The 14,457-nt window shown below is 72.1% G+C and carries 12 protein-coding genes; 8 read left to right on the forward strand and 4 right to left on the reverse strand.

Going from position 1 to position 14,457, the window contains the following annotated elements; translation table 11 throughout:
* Nucleotides 1-66 precede the first annotated feature (66 nt).
* The gene (locus tag FCH28_RS32605) at nucleotides 67-1,119 is read right to left on the reverse strand and encodes a PAC2 family protein (protein ID WP_136743812.1); all 1,053 of its coding nucleotides are present in this window, start codon (nucleotides 1,117-1,119) and stop codon (nucleotides 67-69) included.
* A gap of 262 nt (nucleotides 1,120-1,381) precedes the next feature.
* Between FCH28_RS32605 and FCH28_RS32610 the strand changes: the two genes are divergently transcribed.
* The 8 genes from FCH28_RS32610 (at nucleotide 1,382) to FCH28_RS32645 (ending at nucleotide 10,592) form a co-directional block, all read left to right on the forward strand.
* Nucleotides 1,382-2,713 carry an enolase C-terminal domain-like protein gene (locus FCH28_RS32610; RefSeq protein ID WP_136743813.1) on the forward strand — a complete coding sequence of 444 codons (1,332 nt, stop codon included), beginning with the start codon at nucleotides 1,382-1,384 and terminating at the stop codon, nucleotides 2,711-2,713.
* On the forward strand, nucleotides 2,710-3,513 hold the full coding sequence (locus FCH28_RS32615; RefSeq protein ID WP_136743814.1) for an SDR family NAD(P)-dependent oxidoreductase: 804 nt from the start codon (nucleotides 2,710-2,712) through the stop codon (nucleotides 3,511-3,513). Before FCH28_RS32610 ends, FCH28_RS32615 begins: the two co-directional genes overlap by 4 nt.
* A 33-nt stretch (nucleotides 3,514-3,546) precedes the next feature.
* Nucleotides 3,547-4,578, forward strand: coding sequence for a sugar ABC transporter substrate-binding protein (locus FCH28_RS32620; RefSeq protein ID WP_136743815.1), 1,032 nt, complete (start codon nucleotides 3,547-3,549; stop codon nucleotides 4,576-4,578).
* A 50-nt stretch (nucleotides 4,579-4,628) separates the two neighbouring features.
* Nucleotides 4,629-6,344, forward strand: a complete 1,716-nt coding sequence (locus FCH28_RS32625) for a sugar ABC transporter ATP-binding protein (RefSeq protein WP_136743883.1) — start codon at nucleotides 4,629-4,631, stop codon at nucleotides 6,342-6,344.
* The gene (locus tag FCH28_RS32630) at nucleotides 6,341-7,378 is read left to right on the forward strand and encodes an ABC transporter permease (protein WP_136743816.1); all 1,038 of its coding nucleotides are present in this window, start codon (nucleotides 6,341-6,343) and stop codon (nucleotides 7,376-7,378) included. Before FCH28_RS32625 ends, FCH28_RS32630 begins: the two co-directional genes overlap by 4 nt.
* Nucleotides 7,379-7,499: 121 nt before the next feature.
* Nucleotides 7,500-8,660, forward strand: coding sequence for an aldo/keto reductase (locus FCH28_RS32635; RefSeq protein WP_136743817.1), 1,161 nt, complete (start codon nucleotides 7,500-7,502; stop codon nucleotides 8,658-8,660).
* A gap of 109 nt (nucleotides 8,661-8,769) precedes the next feature.
* Nucleotides 8,770-9,609, forward strand: coding sequence for an amidohydrolase family protein (locus FCH28_RS32640; protein ID WP_187363982.1), 840 nt, complete (start codon nucleotides 8,770-8,772; stop codon nucleotides 9,607-9,609).
* Between the two features lie 191 nt (nucleotides 9,610-9,800).
* Complete coding sequence (locus tag FCH28_RS32645; protein ID WP_136743885.1) at nucleotides 9,801-10,592, forward strand: 3-oxoacyl-ACP reductase family protein; 792 nt, start codon at nucleotides 9,801-9,803, stop codon at nucleotides 10,590-10,592.
* 107 nt (nucleotides 10,593-10,699) lie between these two features.
* Here the strand turns inward: FCH28_RS32645 and FCH28_RS32650 are convergent, their stop codons facing one another.
* From FCH28_RS32650 to FCH28_RS32660, 3 genes are all read right to left on the reverse strand, one after another.
* Nucleotides 10,700-11,371: a FadR/GntR family transcriptional regulator gene (locus FCH28_RS32650; RefSeq protein WP_136743818.1), complete on the reverse strand. Its 672-nt coding sequence runs from the start codon at nucleotides 11,369-11,371 to the stop codon at nucleotides 10,700-10,702.
* Between the two features lie 99 nt (nucleotides 11,372-11,470).
* Entirely contained in the window at nucleotides 11,471-12,541 is a 1,071-nt protein-coding gene (locus FCH28_RS32655; protein ID WP_169314310.1) for a glycoside hydrolase family 18 protein, read from the reverse strand.
* A 309-nt stretch (nucleotides 12,542-12,850) separates the two neighbouring features.
* Nucleotides 12,851-14,455, reverse strand: coding sequence for a glycerol-3-phosphate dehydrogenase/oxidase (locus FCH28_RS32660; RefSeq protein ID WP_136743820.1), 1,605 nt, complete (start codon nucleotides 14,453-14,455; stop codon nucleotides 12,851-12,853).
* Nucleotides 14,456-14,457: the final 2 nt, after the last annotated feature.

A 14,457-nucleotide genomic window follows, 5' to 3' on the forward strand; every position in this document is an offset into this window, starting at 1 on the left:
CGCTTCACCCCGTCCGTTTTCGGCTTTCCCGCCGCAGACGCCACGGCGGGCCGCTACGACGGCGGGTCAGTTGTCCTCAGGACCGTCGTCCTCCGCCTCGGGGGAGCCGGAACCCGAGTCGGTCGGCTCCCGCGGCTCGCGCGGTTCGTCGGGCTCCTTGGGAGCCTTCGGCCGCCGCCGGGTCAGGCCACTGCTCGTGTCGCGGAGGAACGACGGATCGCGGCCGTCCGCGACGCCGCCCTCCGTGGCCACGCCGGGCCCGCCCTGCGGGTCACGCCGCCGCAGATACCGCTCGAATTCGCGCGCGATCGCCTCGCCGGACGCCTCCGGCAGGTCCGCGGTGTCGCGGGCCTCCTCCAGCGACTGGACGTACTCGGCGACCTCGCTGTCCTCGGCCGCCAGCTGGTCCACGCCCAGCTGCCACGCGCGCGCGTCCTCGCTCAGCTCGCCCAGCGGGATGCGGACGTCGAGCAGGTCCTCCAGGCGGTTGAGCAGGGCGAGGCTGGCCTTGGGGTTGGGCGGCTGGGAGACGTAGTGCGGCACGGCCGCCCACAGGCTCACCGCCGGGACGCCCGCGTGGGTGCACGCCTCCTGGAGGATGCCGACGATGCCGGTGGGGCCTTCGTAGCGGGACTCCTCCAGGTCCAGCCTGCCGGCCAGGTCCGCGTCGGAGGTGACGCCGCTGACCGGCACCGGCCGGGTGTGCGGGGTGTCGCCGAGCAGCGACCCCAGCACCACCAGCATCTCGACGCCCAACTCATGGGCGAAGCCGAGGATTTCGTTGCAGAACGAGCGCCAGCGCATGCTGGGCTCGATGCCGCGGACCAGTACGAGATCGCGCTGCCTGCCCTTGCCGTCCGCGTCGCCGACCCGGACGACGGAGAGCCGGGTCGTCGGCCAGGTGATCTTGCGTACCCCGCCGTCCAGGAAGACGGTCGGGCGGTTCACCTGGAAGTCGTAGTAGTCCTCCGCGTCCAGCGCGGCGAAGACCTCGCCCTTCCATTCCCGGTCCAGGTGAGCGACCGCGGCGGAGGCGGCGTCGCCGGCGTCGTTCCAGCCTTCGAACGCGGCCACCATGACCGGGTCGATCAGCTCGGGAACCCCCTCGAGCTCGATCACCCAGCGCCTCCTTCCAACCGGTCCGGCCTCCCTGGGGCGGCCGCCGGCAGCAGTTCCATTACGTGCGTTCCCCAGACTACGGCGTCCGCGGTGCCCATCAGCAGCCCCTTGGCACGAACGAGTACCGATTCATCCGACCTGTGTCGGCCGCTGTTCTGTCAACTTCCGTACGGGGTCTGGACGCTCCCTTGTGGCCGGGTCTATACATCGGATGACCGGGAAAGGTCCGATGTTCTTCCGCAGCATCCCTGGGAGCGTGCGCATGGCCGGAACCGACACCGTCACCGGGCTCGAGGTCCACGACGTCCGCTTCCCCACCTCGGAGCGGCTCGACGGCTCGGACGCCATGAATCCCGACCCCGACTACTCCGTCGCCTATCTCGTGCTGCACACCAGCGGCGGCCCGCCGGGACACGGACTCTGCTTCACGATCGGCCGCGGCAACGATGTCATGGCCGCCGCGATCCGGGCCCTCGCCCCGTACCTCCTCGGCCGCCCCGTACCCGCCACCGCCGCCGATCTCGCCGCACTCCACCGCGACCTCACCCATGACTCCCAGCTGCGCTGGCTCGGCCCCGAGAAGGGCGTGATGCACATGGCGGCGGGCGCGGCGGTCAACGCCGCCTGGGACCTGGCGGCGGCCCGCGCGGGCCTGCCGGTCTGGGAGTTCCTGGCCGCGATGACCCCCGCCGAGCTGGTCTCGCTCGTCGACTTCCGCTATCTCTCCGACGCGCTGACGCCCGACGAGGCGCTGGCCCTGCTCCGTGCCGCCGAGCCCGGCCGGGCCGAGCGCGCCGCCCGGCTCAGAGCCGAGGGCTATCCCGCGTACACCACCTCGCCCGGCTGGCTCGGCTACGACGACACCACACTGGTGCGGCTCGCCAAGGAGGCGGTCGCCGACGGCTTCGGGCAGATCAAGCTGAAGGTGGGCGCCGACCTCGCCGACGACACCCGGCGGATGCGGCTGGCCCGGGACGCGGTCGGCCCCGGCGTACGCATCGCCGTGGACGCCAACCAGCGCTGGGACGTGGCCGAAGCGGTCCGCTGGATGACCGCGCTGGCGCCGTTCACCCCGCACTGGATCGAGGAGCCGACCAGCCCGGACGACGTCCTGGGGCACGCGGCGGTGCGCTCCGGGCAGCCGGTGAAGGTCGCCACCGGCGAGCACGTCGCCAACCGGGTGGTCTTCAAGCAGCTGTTGCAGGCCGGAGCCGTGGACTTCGTACAGATCGACGCGGCGCGGGTGGCCGGGGTCAACGAGAACCTGGCGATCCTGCTGCTGGCCGCGAAGTACGGCGTGCCGGTCTGTCCGCACGCGGGCGGGGTGGGGCTGTGCGAGCTGGTGCAGCACCTCGCGATGTTCGACTACGTGGCGGTGTCCGGGAGTCGGCACGACCGGGTCATCGAATACGTCGACCATCTGCATGAACACTTCACCGATCCGGTCGTCGTCGAGCACGGCCGCTACCGCGCCCCGGCGGCACCCGGGTTCTCGGCCCGGATGAAGCCCGAGTCCGTATCCGCCCACCGCTTCCCGGACGGGCCGGTGTGGCGCGCCCGCACCCGGCGACGCGGGCAGGAGGTCTCCGCATGAGGGACGGCACCGGGCCCGAGCGCCTCCCGTGGCCGGCCGACTTCGCGGGGATGGGCGCCCTCGTCACCGGCGGCGCGTCCGGCATCGGCGCGGCCACCGCCGCCCTGCTGCTGGCCCGCGGCGCCCGGGTCGCCGTGCTCGACCGTGACCCGTCGGGCGCCCCCGCCGGCACCATCCCGGTGCGGGCCGATGTCGGCTCCGACGCCGAGGTACGGGACGCCGTCGAGGAAGCCGTACGGCAACTGGGCAGCCTGCACACCCTCGTCGGCAACGCCGGGATCGGCGCCGTCGGCACCGTCGAGGACAACGACGACGGGGAGTGGCGCCGGGTCCTGGACGTGAACGTGCTGGGGCTGGTGCGCACCGCCCGTGCCGCGCTGCCGCATCTGCGCCGCGCCGTGACCGGGGCGCCGGGCCGGGTCTCCATCACGCACACCTGCTCCATCGCCGCCACCGCCGGCCTGCCGCAGCGCGCCCTGTACAGCGCCAGCAAGGGCGCCGTCCTCTCGCTGACCCTCGCGATGGCCGCCGATCACGTCCGCGAGGGCATCCGCGTCAACTGCGTCAACCCCGGCACCGCCGACACCCCATGGGTCGGCCGGCTGCTGGACCGGGCGGACGATCCGGCCGCGGAACGGGCCGCGCTCAACGCCCGCCAGCCGATGGGCCGGATGGTCACCGCCGCTGAAGTGGCGGCCGCCATCGCCCACTTGGCGTCCCCGGCGGCCTCCGGCATCACCGGCTCGGCGCTCGCCGTCGACGGCGGCATGCAGGGGCTGCGCCTCCGCCCCGCCACCTGATCCCGAACCCCGCACACCACGGAGGGACCACCCATGAGATCGCGCAAGACCGGCGCGGCGGCCTGCGCCGCACTGCTCGCCGCCGCCGCGCTCGCCGGCTGCAACCGTGGCAGCGACGCCGCGGGCGGCAGGATCGGCATCGACATGCCCCGTACGGACACCGACTTCTGGAACTCCTACCAGCAGTACGTCGAGAAGGGGCTGGACAGGGGAGAGGTGTCCGCACTGCCGTTGTCCAACTCGCAGAACGACATCTCCAAGGTCGTCTCCAATGTGCAGGCGCTGACCGACCAGGGCGCCAAGGCGATCGTCATGGCACCGCAGGACACCGGCGCCATCGCCGCCGAGCTGGACCGCCTGGCGGAGAAGAAGATCCCGGTGGTCAGCGTCGACACCCGCCCCGACGAGGGCAGGGTCTACATGGTCGTACGCGCCGACAACCGGGCCTACGGCGAGAAGTCCTGCGAGTACCTCGGCAGGCGGCTGGGCGGCAGGGGCCGGATCGCCGAACTCCAGGGCGACCTCAGCTCGATCAACGGGCGGGACCGCTCCGAGGCGTTCGCGTCCTGCATGAAGAAGAAGTTCCCGAAGATCACCGTGCATGAGCTGGCCACCGACTGGAAGGGCGAGGTCGCCTCCGCCAAGCTGCAGAGCCTGCTCGCCCAGCACAAGGACATCGACGGTATCTACCTACAGGCCGGCGGCGCCTTCCTGCAGCCGACCCTGGCCCTACTGGAGCAGCGGAAACTCCTCCGGCCGGCCGGTTCGGCAGGCCACATCACGATCATCTCCAACGACGGCATACCGGACGAACTTGCCGCGATCCGCGCCGGCAAGATCGACGCCACGCTCTCCCAGCCCGCCGATCTCTACGCCAAGTACGCGCTGTTCTACGCCAAGGCGAGCCTGGACGGGAAGACCTTCAAGCCCGGACCGACCGACCACGGCTCGACCATCGTGAAGATCGAGAACGGTCTGGAGGACCAGTTGCCCGCGCCCCTCGTGACCAAGGACAACGTCGATGACCGGGCGCTCTGGGCCAACCAGTTCGACAAGGGGCAGTAGCGGTGGTGGGGGAAGCCGCCATGGGAGAAGCCGTCAAGGGCGAAGCCGACATGGGCGCGGAGGGCGCCGGCCGGCCCGTCGTATCCGCCGTATGCGCCGAGGGCATCGTCAAGCGCTACGGGGCGACCGTCGCACTCGACGGCGCCCACCTGACCGTACGGCCCGGGGAGGCACACGCCCTCGTCGGCCGTAACGGCGCCGGCAAATCCACCCTGGTCTCCGTACTGACCGGGATGACCCGGCCGGACGCCGGCACCGTCACCTTCGGCGGCGAGCCCGCGCCCGGCCGGGGCGACACCGCCGCCTGGCAGCGCAAGGCCGCCTGTGTCCACCAGAAGTCGATGACCGTGCCCGAGCTGACCGTCGCCGAGAACCTCTACCTCAACCGCTTCCAGGGCGGGCGCGCCATCCGTTGGCGGGCGCTGCGTGAACGGGCGCGCGAGCTGCTCGCCGAATACGGTGTCGAGGCGGACCCGGCGGCCAGGATCAAGGATCTCGGCGTCGAGCAGCGGCAGTTCGTGGAGATCGCCAGGGCGCTCTCCTTCGGCGCCCGGCTGATCATCCTCGACGAGCCCACCGCCCGGCTGGACGCCGCCGGCATCGACCGGCTCTTCGGCAAGCTGCGCGGGCTGCGTGCCCAGGGCGTGGCCTTCCTGTTCATCTCGCACCATCTGCAGGAGGTCTACGAGCTGTGTAACACCGTTACGGTCTTCCGCGACGCCCGGCATGTGCTGACCGCCCCGGTCTCCGGGCTGGCCGAGGACGACCTCGTCGCCGCGATGACGGGGGAGGAGGCGGGCGCGGCCCGGCGGGCCCGGACGGCTTCGGATACGGCCGCGGGCAGGGCGGGGGAGCCGGTGCTGCGGACCGAAGGGCTCACGCTGGCCGGCGAGTTCGCACCGCTGGATCTGACCGTGCGGGCCGGTGAGGTGGTGGGCCTGGCGGGCGCGACGGGCAGCGGGAACGCCGCGATCGGCGAGGCCCTGGTCGGCCTTCGGACCCCGGACGGCGGGCGGATCGCGGTACGTGGACGGCCGGTCCGTACCGGCAGCGTGCCGCATGCGATCGACGCCGGGATCGGCTGTGTCCCGGAGGACCGGCATCGCGAGGGGCTCATCCTGGGCCGCAGCGTCGCCGAGAACGCCACCCTGACCGTCACCGACCAGCTCGGGCCGCTGGGGACCGTACTGCCCTCCAGGACCCGCGAGTTCGCGGCCCGCATGATCGCGTCGCTGGACATCAAGACGACCGGCCCGGGGCAGCCGGTCTCCGGCCTCTCCGGCGGCAACCAGCAGAAGGTCGTCATCGCCCGCGCGCTGGCCCGCGAGCCGAGTGTGCTGGTCGCCATCCGGCCCACCAACGGAGTGGACGTCAAGTCGAAGGACGCGCTGCTCGGAGTCGTACGGGAGGTCGCGGACCGCGGCAGCGGCGCGCTGATCATCTCCGACGAGCTGGACGATCTACGGGTCTGCGACCGGGTGCTGGCGGTCTTCCACGGCAGGGTGACCGCCGAATTCGGCAGCGGCTGGGGGGATCACGAACTGGTGGCGGCGATGGAGGGTGTGGCGAGTGGGGGTGGCGGGGGTGACGGGAGTGCCGGGGGTGACGAGGGTGGTGCCGGGGGTGCAGGGCAGCCCGAGGGCGCCGCGGACGACGGGGACGCCGGACAGCCCAAGGGCTCCGGGCATGCCGGGCATGCAGGGGATGCAGGGGATGCCGGGGCGAGCAGGCGCCTCACCGACGGAACGGAAGGGACCGCGCCATGACCGAGACCGCATCGCCGCCGGTCACCGACACGGTGGCGAAGCCACCGGCGCCGACCAGCCGCCCCCGTATCGACCTCGCCCGCTGGCGGGACTTCTCCCTGGTACCGGTGATCTTCGTGCTGGGCGTGATCGGCTTCATCGTCTCGCCCGCCTTCCTCACCCAGGACAATCTCATCGGCGTCATCCAGCAGTCCACGGAACTCGGCCTGCTGGTCCTCGGCGAGGCGCTCATCCTGATCAGCGGCCGGATGGACCTGTCGCTGGAGTCGACCATCGGCCTGGCCCCGGTCCTCGCCCTGTGGCTGGTCATGCCCGCACACGGCGCCCGCTTCGCCGGCCTGGAACTCCTCCCCGCCTGGACGGCCGTCCCGCTGTGCCTGGCCGTGGGCGCGGCGGTCGGCGCGGCCAACGGCTTCCTCATCCTCAAACTGCGGGTCAACGGCTTCATCGCCACCCTCGGCATGCTCACCATGCTGCGCGGCCTGCAAGTCGGCATCTCCGAGGGCCAGTCCATCGGCAATGTCCCCGAGTCCTTCGCCTATCTGGGCAAGGCCGACTGGCTGGGCGTTCCGGCCGCCGTGTGGATCTGCCTGGCCCTCTTCGCACTGGGCGGCAGTGCCCTCGGTTATCTGCGGCACGGACGCGCGCTGTACGCGATCGGCGGCAACCCGGAGGCGGCGAAGGCGGCCGGCATCCGGGTGGACCGCCTCACCTGGATCGTGCTGGCCGTCGGCGGCGTCCTCGCCGCCTTCGCCGGGATCCTCTACACCGGCCACTACGGCGCCGTCTCCGCGAGCCAGGGCAACGGCTGGATCTTCCAGGTCTTCGCCGCCGCGGTGATCGGCGGGATCAGCCTCAAGGGCGGCCGCGGCACCCTCTTCGGCGCGCTCACCGGCGTCCTCACCCTCCAACTCGTCATCAATGTCATGACCCTGGGCGGTGTGCCGCCCCTGTGGACCCAGTTCCTCAACGGCATGATCATCATCATCGCGCTGGTCATCTCCCGCTTCACCAGCGGCGAGACGCAGGACTGAGCGGACGGACGGGCCAGATCTGACGGGCCAGATCTGACGGGCCAGATCTGACGGGCCACGGGAAAGATCTGACGGGACAGATCTCACAGGACAGATCTCACAGGACCGGGAGGGCTCCGCCATGCCGAATCCGCCACACGAGGCAAAGGAGTTGGGACGCAGCGGCGTCACCGTCCCCCCGCTGGGGCTGGGCTGCGCACCGCTCGGCAACCTCTACCGCGCCGTCCCGGAGGAGCGGGCCCAGGCCGTCGTGCACACCGCGTTCGCCACCGGCGCCCGCTATTTCGACACCGCTCCGCACTACGGCCTGGGCCTCTCGGAGGAGCGGCTCGGCCGGGCGCTGCGCGGCCGCGACCGCGCCTCGTACACCCTCTCCACGAAGGTCGGCCGGCGGCTGCGCCCGCTCGCGCCGGGGGAGACGGTGGACGGCGAGGGTTTCGTCGACACCCCCGCGCGCGCCCGCGTACGGGACTTCTCCCCCGACGGCATCCGGGCCACGCTCGACGCGTCCCTGGAGCGGCTGGGCGTGGACGCCGTCGACATCGTCTATCTGCACGACGTCGAGGACCATCTGCGCGAGGTGTACGAGACCGCCTTCCCGGCGCTGGCCGCGTTGCGCGACCAGAAGGTGGTACGTGCCATCGGCTTCGGCACGAACCACAGCGATGTGCCGGCCAGGTTCGTCGCGGACCTCGATGTGGACGTGGTGCTCTGCGCGGGCCGCTGGACGCTGCTGGAGCGCAGCGCCTTCGACGATCTGCTGCCGGTGTGCGAGCGTCGCGGCACTTCCGTGGTCGTCGGCGGCGTCTACAACTCCGGACTGCTGGCCGACCCGTCTCCCGGGGCGCCGTACAACTACGCGCCCGCGCCGCGCGGTCTCGTGGACCGCGCCCGCCAACTCGCCTCCGTCTGCGCCGAGTTCGACGTCCCGCTGAAGGCCGCCGCGCTCCGCTTCCCGTTCGGGCACCCCGCCGTCGCCTCGGCCGTCATCGGCGCCGCCACCCCCGAGGAGGCAGCGGAGAACGCCGCACTCTTCACACGGGACATCCCCGACGCGCTCTGGCACACCCTCGTCGCCCGTGGTCTGCTCGACCCTGACCTGCCGCTGCCCCTGGGCGGCGGCAGTCCGATCACGTCCCCGAGCACATCCGCGAGCACGTCCCCGATCACGTCTCCGGTCAAGTCCCCGAGCACGTCCGCGAGCAGGTCTCCGCTCAACTCTCCGAGCGGGTCTCCGCTCAAGTCCCCGATCAACTCCGAGCCACGGGAATACCGCACATGACCGCCGCGTTGTGGGCCCGCAGGGGGCCCTTGCATCCCCTAGGGGATCTGTTCGACTACCCCCTAGGGGATCCTCGACGAGTGAGCCCGGACCCGGGAGCCCGCCCCTGATGCGTATCGACGCCCATCATCACCTCTGGGACCTCGGCGGGCGCGACCAGCCGTGGATGGACGGGCCGTGGGCCGACCCGATCCGGCGCAGTTACGCCCTTCCCGACCTCGCCCCCCACCTGGCCGAGCACGACGTGGCGGGCACCGTCGTGGTCCAGTCGTCCTCCTCGTACGAGGAGACCGCCGAGCTGCTGGCCGTCGCGGCCGAAGACGGGCCGGTGCGCGGCGTCGTCGGCTGGGCGGATCTCACCGATCCCGCACTCGCCGACATCCTGGCCGCGCTGCCGGCCGGCCTCGTCGGCATCCGGCACCAGGTGCAGGACGAGCCGGACCCCGACTGGCTCACCCGCCCCGAAGTGCTGCGCGGCCTGGGCGTCCTGGCCGATGCGGGGCTCGTCTACGACCTGCTGGTCACGCCGCGCGAACTGCCCGCCGCGCACGCCGCCGCCCGTGCCCTCCCTGAGCTGGCCTTCGTACTGGACCACGCGGCCAAACCCGCGGTGGCGAAGGGCGACTGGCAGCCGTGGGCCGACCGGGTCGCCGCGCTCGCCGGGCTCCCCAACGTCAGCTGCAAACTCTCCGGCCTGGTCACCGAGGCCGACTGGGCCGCCTGGCGGCCGCAGCAGATCCTGCCGTACGCCCGGCATGTGCTGGACGCCTTCGGGCCTGAACGGGTCCTGTTCGGCTCCGACTGGCCGGTCTGCACCCTGGCCGCCGACTACGAGGACGTCGTCGCGCTCGCGGACTCGGCCACCGGCCGGCTGAGCGAGGCCGAACGGGCCGCGGTCTTCGGGGGAACGGCGGTACGGGTGTACGGGGTTGGCGCGGAGCGGGTGTAGAGGTGGCGTGCGGAGCGGGTGTACGGGCGGGCGCGGAGCGGGGCCGTTCCTGACTCCGATGTCCCGTCCGGATTCCGCCAGCTTCCGCCATCGCGCCGCCCGAGGATCGAGTCGTACCGCGGTGGAACGCGGTCTCCACGCAGCGACAGCTGCGCAGACTCGATGCGCTGAGCGCGAAGGTGAGGACGATGATGATGACGACGGCGACCACGATGGCGACCACGGCGGCAGCGGCGAGTGGCGGGCGGCCGCTCGACGGCAAGGTGGCGCTGGTGACCGGCGGGAGCCGGGGCATCGGCGAGGCGACGGCGCTGCGGCTTGCCGCCGATGGCGCGGCGGTCGCGCTCACGTACCAGAGCCGGGAGGACCGCGCCGAGCAGGTCGTCAAGCGGATCGAGCAGGCGGGCGGCCGGGCCTGGGCGGTACGGGCGGACAGCGCGGACCCCGAAGCGGTCTGGGCTTCCGTGGCGGGCGTCGCCGAACGGTTCGGGCGGCTGGACATCCTGGTGAACAACGCGGGGGTGGGTGTGCTCGGCCCGTTCGAAGGGATCACCCTTGAGGACGTGGACCGGGTGCTGCGGACCAATGTCCGGGCGCCCTTCCTCGCGGCGCAGGCCGCGGCCGGGCATCTGACCGAGGGCGGCCGGATCATCACCATCGGCAGCTGCATGGCCGAGCGGGTCGCCTTCCCCGGCGGCAGCCTCTACGCCACCAGCAAGGCCGCGCTCGCCGGTCTCACCAAGGCCCTCGCCAGGGAGCTGGGGCCGCGCGGCATCACCGCCAATCTTGTGACTCCGGGGCCCATCGACACCGAGATGAACCCGGCCGACGGGGAGAGCGCGGAGATGCAGGCCGGCCTGACCGCGCTCGGTGCGTACGGGCAGGCGTCGGATGTCGCGGCGACCGTCGCCCATCTGGCGGGCGAGGGCGGCCGGTACATCACCGGCGCCTCGATAGCGGTGGACGGCGGCTTCGCGGTCTGAACCCGAGCGGGGGCCGGGTATGTGGGGGCAGCCGGGGGCGGTCGCCGACCTCCCCGGCTACCGCTGGGAGGTGCCCCCAGCCCGGCTGCCCGGCTGCCCGGTCCAGGTCACAGCGTGGAGCGCAGCCACTGCTCCACGCTCGCGATATGCACCGTCGCCCAGGCCCGCGCCGCCTCCGCGTCCCGGTCGCGCAGCGCGCCGATGATCGCGCGGTGTTCGGTGAGGGTCCGGGCGACCGCGTCCTTCTGGGTCAGACCGCGCCAGATCCGGGCCCGGGTGGTCGGCCCGGACAGGCCGTCCAGCAGGGAGCAGAGCACGGAGTTGCCGGAGGCGGCGACGATCCCGCGATGGAATTCCAGGTCGCAGGCGACCAGGTCCTCGACGGAGGGTTCCGGGCCCAGCGCGTCCAACTGCTCTTCCAGAAGGTCCAGTTCCGCGGGTTCGATCCGGGCGGCCGCCATCGCCGTCGCGGCCGGTTCCAGGATCCGGCGGACGGCGAGGAACTCCAGGACCGTGTCGTCGCGGTGGAAGTCCACCACGAAACTCATGGCCTCCAACAGGAGTTGCGGATCGAGGCTGGTGACGTAGGTGCCGTCGCCCTGGCGCACGTCCAGGATGCGGATCAGGGAGAGCGCGCGCACCGCCTCGCGCAGTGAGTTGCGGGACAGCCCGAGGTCTGCCGCCAGTTCGCTCTCCTTCGGCAGCCGGTCGCCCGGCCGCAGCGCACCGGAGACGATCATGCCCTTTATCTTCTCGATGGCCTCGTCGGTGACCGCCATGGCAGACCTCCCCGCTCGCACCCGCCGGGATCGCGCCCTCGGATCCCGGCTCGGATCTCGCCGCCCGGACGCCCCGCAGACATCCGATGTCTGAGCCCATTATGACCCGCCGTGCCGCCCCCAACCGCTCCTGTACGCGGACCAGTCCTCGTCCGTGGCGGCGAAATCGACATACAGCGCCATTCCGAACCGCTGCCGGCCAGGATCCTCACGGGTCAGCCCCAGCCGGATACCGCGCACCGCGGCCCGCACCGTCTCCGCCGAGGCATGGTGGCCGACGTCGTCGGTATGGAAGAACGGCAGCCCCATCAGCAGATCGGTACGGCCGTCCGTCGCCTCCAGAGCCAGCCGGGTCTGCTGCGCCACATAGCCGCCGTACAGGCTCTCCACCGGGAGCGCGGTGTCGTACGACATCAGCGCGATCTGGTCGACCCGGCGCGCCACCTGGCCGAAGAACCGCTGGGATATCCACTTCGGATGGCCGGTCACCGCGCCGGTCACCGTGTGCAGTCCGGGCAGCGGGTCGATCTGGTGCACGGCGACGGAGAGTATCGCGCCCCGGTCGTGGACCGCGGGCCCGAGCCGGTCCAGCAGCCGCAGATAGTCCGCGTTGCCGGAGTGCACCGGCTCCAGGTCCAGATGGACCCCCGCGAAGCCGGCCGCCAGCACCTGACGGGCGCTCCCCACGATCGCCCGGCGGGCCGCGGCGTCCGACAGCCGCAGCCCGCCGCGCGCGCCAGGCTCGTACACCAGCCGGTCGCCGAGCCAGGCGTGCACCCGAACCGACGGCAGCTCCCGGTGCACCGCGGCGATCAGCCAGCGCGCCCGCGGATAGGCGGTACGGGCCGGCGGCAGCGTGCCGTCATGCTCCAACGGCCCGGCGTGGACGTACAGATCGCGGATTCCGGTGCCCTCGACGCGCCGCCGCAGCGCCGCCACATCGGAGGCGTCCTTCCGCCCGTCCACCCAGGCATGGCCGAGCCAGATCGCGTCCCGCCCGCGCGTCGTGGCATCCGGCGCGGCCGCTCCCGCGTAGCCGGCCCGCAGCGCCGTCGCCGCCAGCGTCACCGGCAGGACCACCAGCACCGCGACCGCCCAGGCCGCCCACTTGCCCACCCGCTGCCATCGCCATCTCCATGGCGCTTGCCACTGCCATCGTCGCCGAACCATCGCAGCCCCCCGTCGGCCCCGTTGAACTCCCCGTTTTTCTTTCTCGGAACATCATGGCAGCCGCCACTGACAGTCACGTCACGGCCGGCCTCGTCACGGGCAGTTATGTCACCGCCGGCCATCTCACCGCAGGCCACGCCACGGCTGGTCGCGTCACGCGGTCACGCCATGCGGCAGCCCCGTACGCGGACATGACGATGGGGCGGCCCCGTGGACCGCCCCATCGTCATTCACTCAGCGTTCAGCCAATGCCACGCGCCCAACGGCGTTCACTCAACAGCACAGTGACGCTTCATCAGGAAGCCGCCGTCAGCCCTCCAGCATGCCCTTGACCCGGGCCCGCACATCCTCCGTGTCCAGGCCGCGGATCGTCAGCGTCGTACGGCGGCGCAGTACATCGTCGACCGTCTCGGCCCACTCGTGGTCCCGGGCGTAGGCGACCTGTGCCCAGATCTCCGGGGCGTCCGGGTGGATCCGCTCGGCCAGCGCCGGGTCGTCGTTCGCCAGCCGGGCGATGTCGAAGGACAGCGAGCCGTAGTGGGTGGCGAGGTGCCGGGCGGTCTCCGGGGCCATCCGCGGGCCGGGCGTGCCGCCGTCGACCATCAGCCGGTGCGCGACCGCGTTGGGGTTGGAGATACCGGGCAGCGGGAGCTTCTTGGGGAGCTGCGAGATCGGCTCCATGTCGTCGGCCAACGGGTGGCCGGGCAGTGCGGCGAGCTTGTTCATGACCGCACGGCCGATGTGCCGGAAGGTCGTCCACTTGCCGCCGGCTATGGACAGCATGCCGCCGCTGCCCTCGGTGACGACCGTCTCGCGCTTGGCCTTGGAGGTGTCGCCGGGGCCGCCGGGCAGCACCCGCAGACCCGCGAAGGAGTACGTGATCAGGTCGCGGGAGAGCTGCTGGTCGCGGACGGAGAAGGCGGCCTCGTCCAGGATCTGGGCGGTGTCCTTCTCGGTGACCGTCAGGTCCGCCGGGTCGCCCTCGTACTCCTCGTCCGTGGTGCCGAGGAGCAGCATGTCCTCCCAGGGGAGGGCGAAGGTGATGCGGTACTTGTCGATCGGGGTGGCCAGCGCGGCCTTCCACGGGGCGGTGCGCTTGAGGACCAGGTGCGCGCCCTTCGACAGCCGGATGGACGGGGCCGCGTTCGGGTCCTCCATCTTGCGCAGGTGGTCGACCCAGGGGCCGGTGGCGTTGAGCACCAGGCGGGCGTTGACGCCGAACTCCTGGCCGTCCGTACGGTCCTTGAGGTCGGCGCCGGTGACCCGGCCCTGGGTGAAGCGCAGTCCGGTGACCTCGGCGTGGTTGAGGACCGTGGCGCCGGCGGCGACCGCCGCGCGGACGGTCATCAGGGCCATCCGGGAGTCGTTCATCTGGTCGTCGCCGTAGACGGCCACGGCCTTGAGGTTGTCCGTCCGGAGCTCCGGCACATCGGCGGCGGCCTTGGCCGGGCTTATGACATGGCCGACGCCGTCACCGAACGCGGACAGTGCGGAGTAGGCGAAGACGCCCGCGCCGAGCTTGGCCGCGCCGTGCGGGCCGCCCTTGTAGACGGGCAGGTAGAACTTCAGGGGGTTGGCGAGGTGCGGTGCCACCTGGCGGGACACCGCACGTCGCTCGAAGTGGTTCTCCGCCACCAGCTTGACCGCGCCGGTCTGCAGGTAGCGCAGGCCGCCGTGGAGCAGCTTGGAGGAAGCGGAGGAGGTGGCGCCGGCGAAGTCGCCGGCGTCCACCAGGGCCACCCGCAGTCCGGCCTGCGCGGCGTGCCAGGCAGTGGAGATGCCCAGGATTCCGCCGCCGATCACCAGGAGGTCGTATGTCGCCTTGGAAAGCTGCTCCCGAGTCTCGGCACGGCTCGCGTGCGAACCATTGGCCGGGTGCGTCCCGAGTGCCGGGACGCTCTGCAGGGTGCTCATGT

The organism is Streptomyces piniterrae (assembly GCF_005048155.1).
GTDB classification, from domain to species: domain Bacteria; phylum Actinomycetota; class Actinomycetes; order Streptomycetales; family Streptomycetaceae; genus Streptomyces; species Streptomyces piniterrae.

Coding starts and splice junctions, on each gene's coding strand:
- FCH28_RS32610 (WP_136743813.1), top strand. CDS start 1,382: ATGGCCGGAACCGACACCGTCACCGGGCTCGAGGTCCACGACGTCCGC.
- FCH28_RS32615 (WP_136743814.1), top strand. CDS start 2,710: ATGAGGGACGGCACCGGGCCCGAGCGCCTCCCGTGGCCGGCCGACTTC.
- FCH28_RS32620 (WP_136743815.1), top strand. CDS start 3,547: ATGAGATCGCGCAAGACCGGCGCGGCGGCCTGCGCCGCACTGCTCGCC.
- FCH28_RS32625 (WP_136743883.1), top strand. CDS start 4,629: ATGGGCGCGGAGGGCGCCGGCCGGCCCGTCGTATCCGCCGTATGCGCC.
- FCH28_RS32630 (WP_136743816.1), top strand. CDS start 6,341: ATGACCGAGACCGCATCGCCGCCGGTCACCGACACGGTGGCGAAGCCA.
- FCH28_RS32635 (WP_136743817.1), top strand. CDS start 7,500: ATGCCGAATCCGCCACACGAGGCAAAGGAGTTGGGACGCAGCGGCGTC.
- FCH28_RS32640 (WP_187363982.1), top strand. CDS start 8,770: ATGCGTATCGACGCCCATCATCACCTCTGGGACCTCGGCGGGCGCGAC.
- FCH28_RS32645 (WP_136743885.1), top strand. CDS start 9,801: ATGATGACGACGGCGACCACGATGGCGACCACGGCGGCAGCGGCGAGT.
- FCH28_RS32650 (WP_136743818.1), bottom strand. CDS start 11,371: ATGGCGGTCACCGACGAGGCCATCGAGAAGATAAAGGGCATGATCGTC.
- FCH28_RS32655 (WP_169314310.1), bottom strand. CDS start 12,541: ATGGTTCGGCGACGATGGCAGTGGCAAGCGCCATGGAGATGGCGATGG.
- FCH28_RS32660 (WP_136743820.1), bottom strand. CDS start 14,455: ATGAGCACCCTGCAGAGCGTCCCGGCACTCGGGACGCACCCGGCCAAT.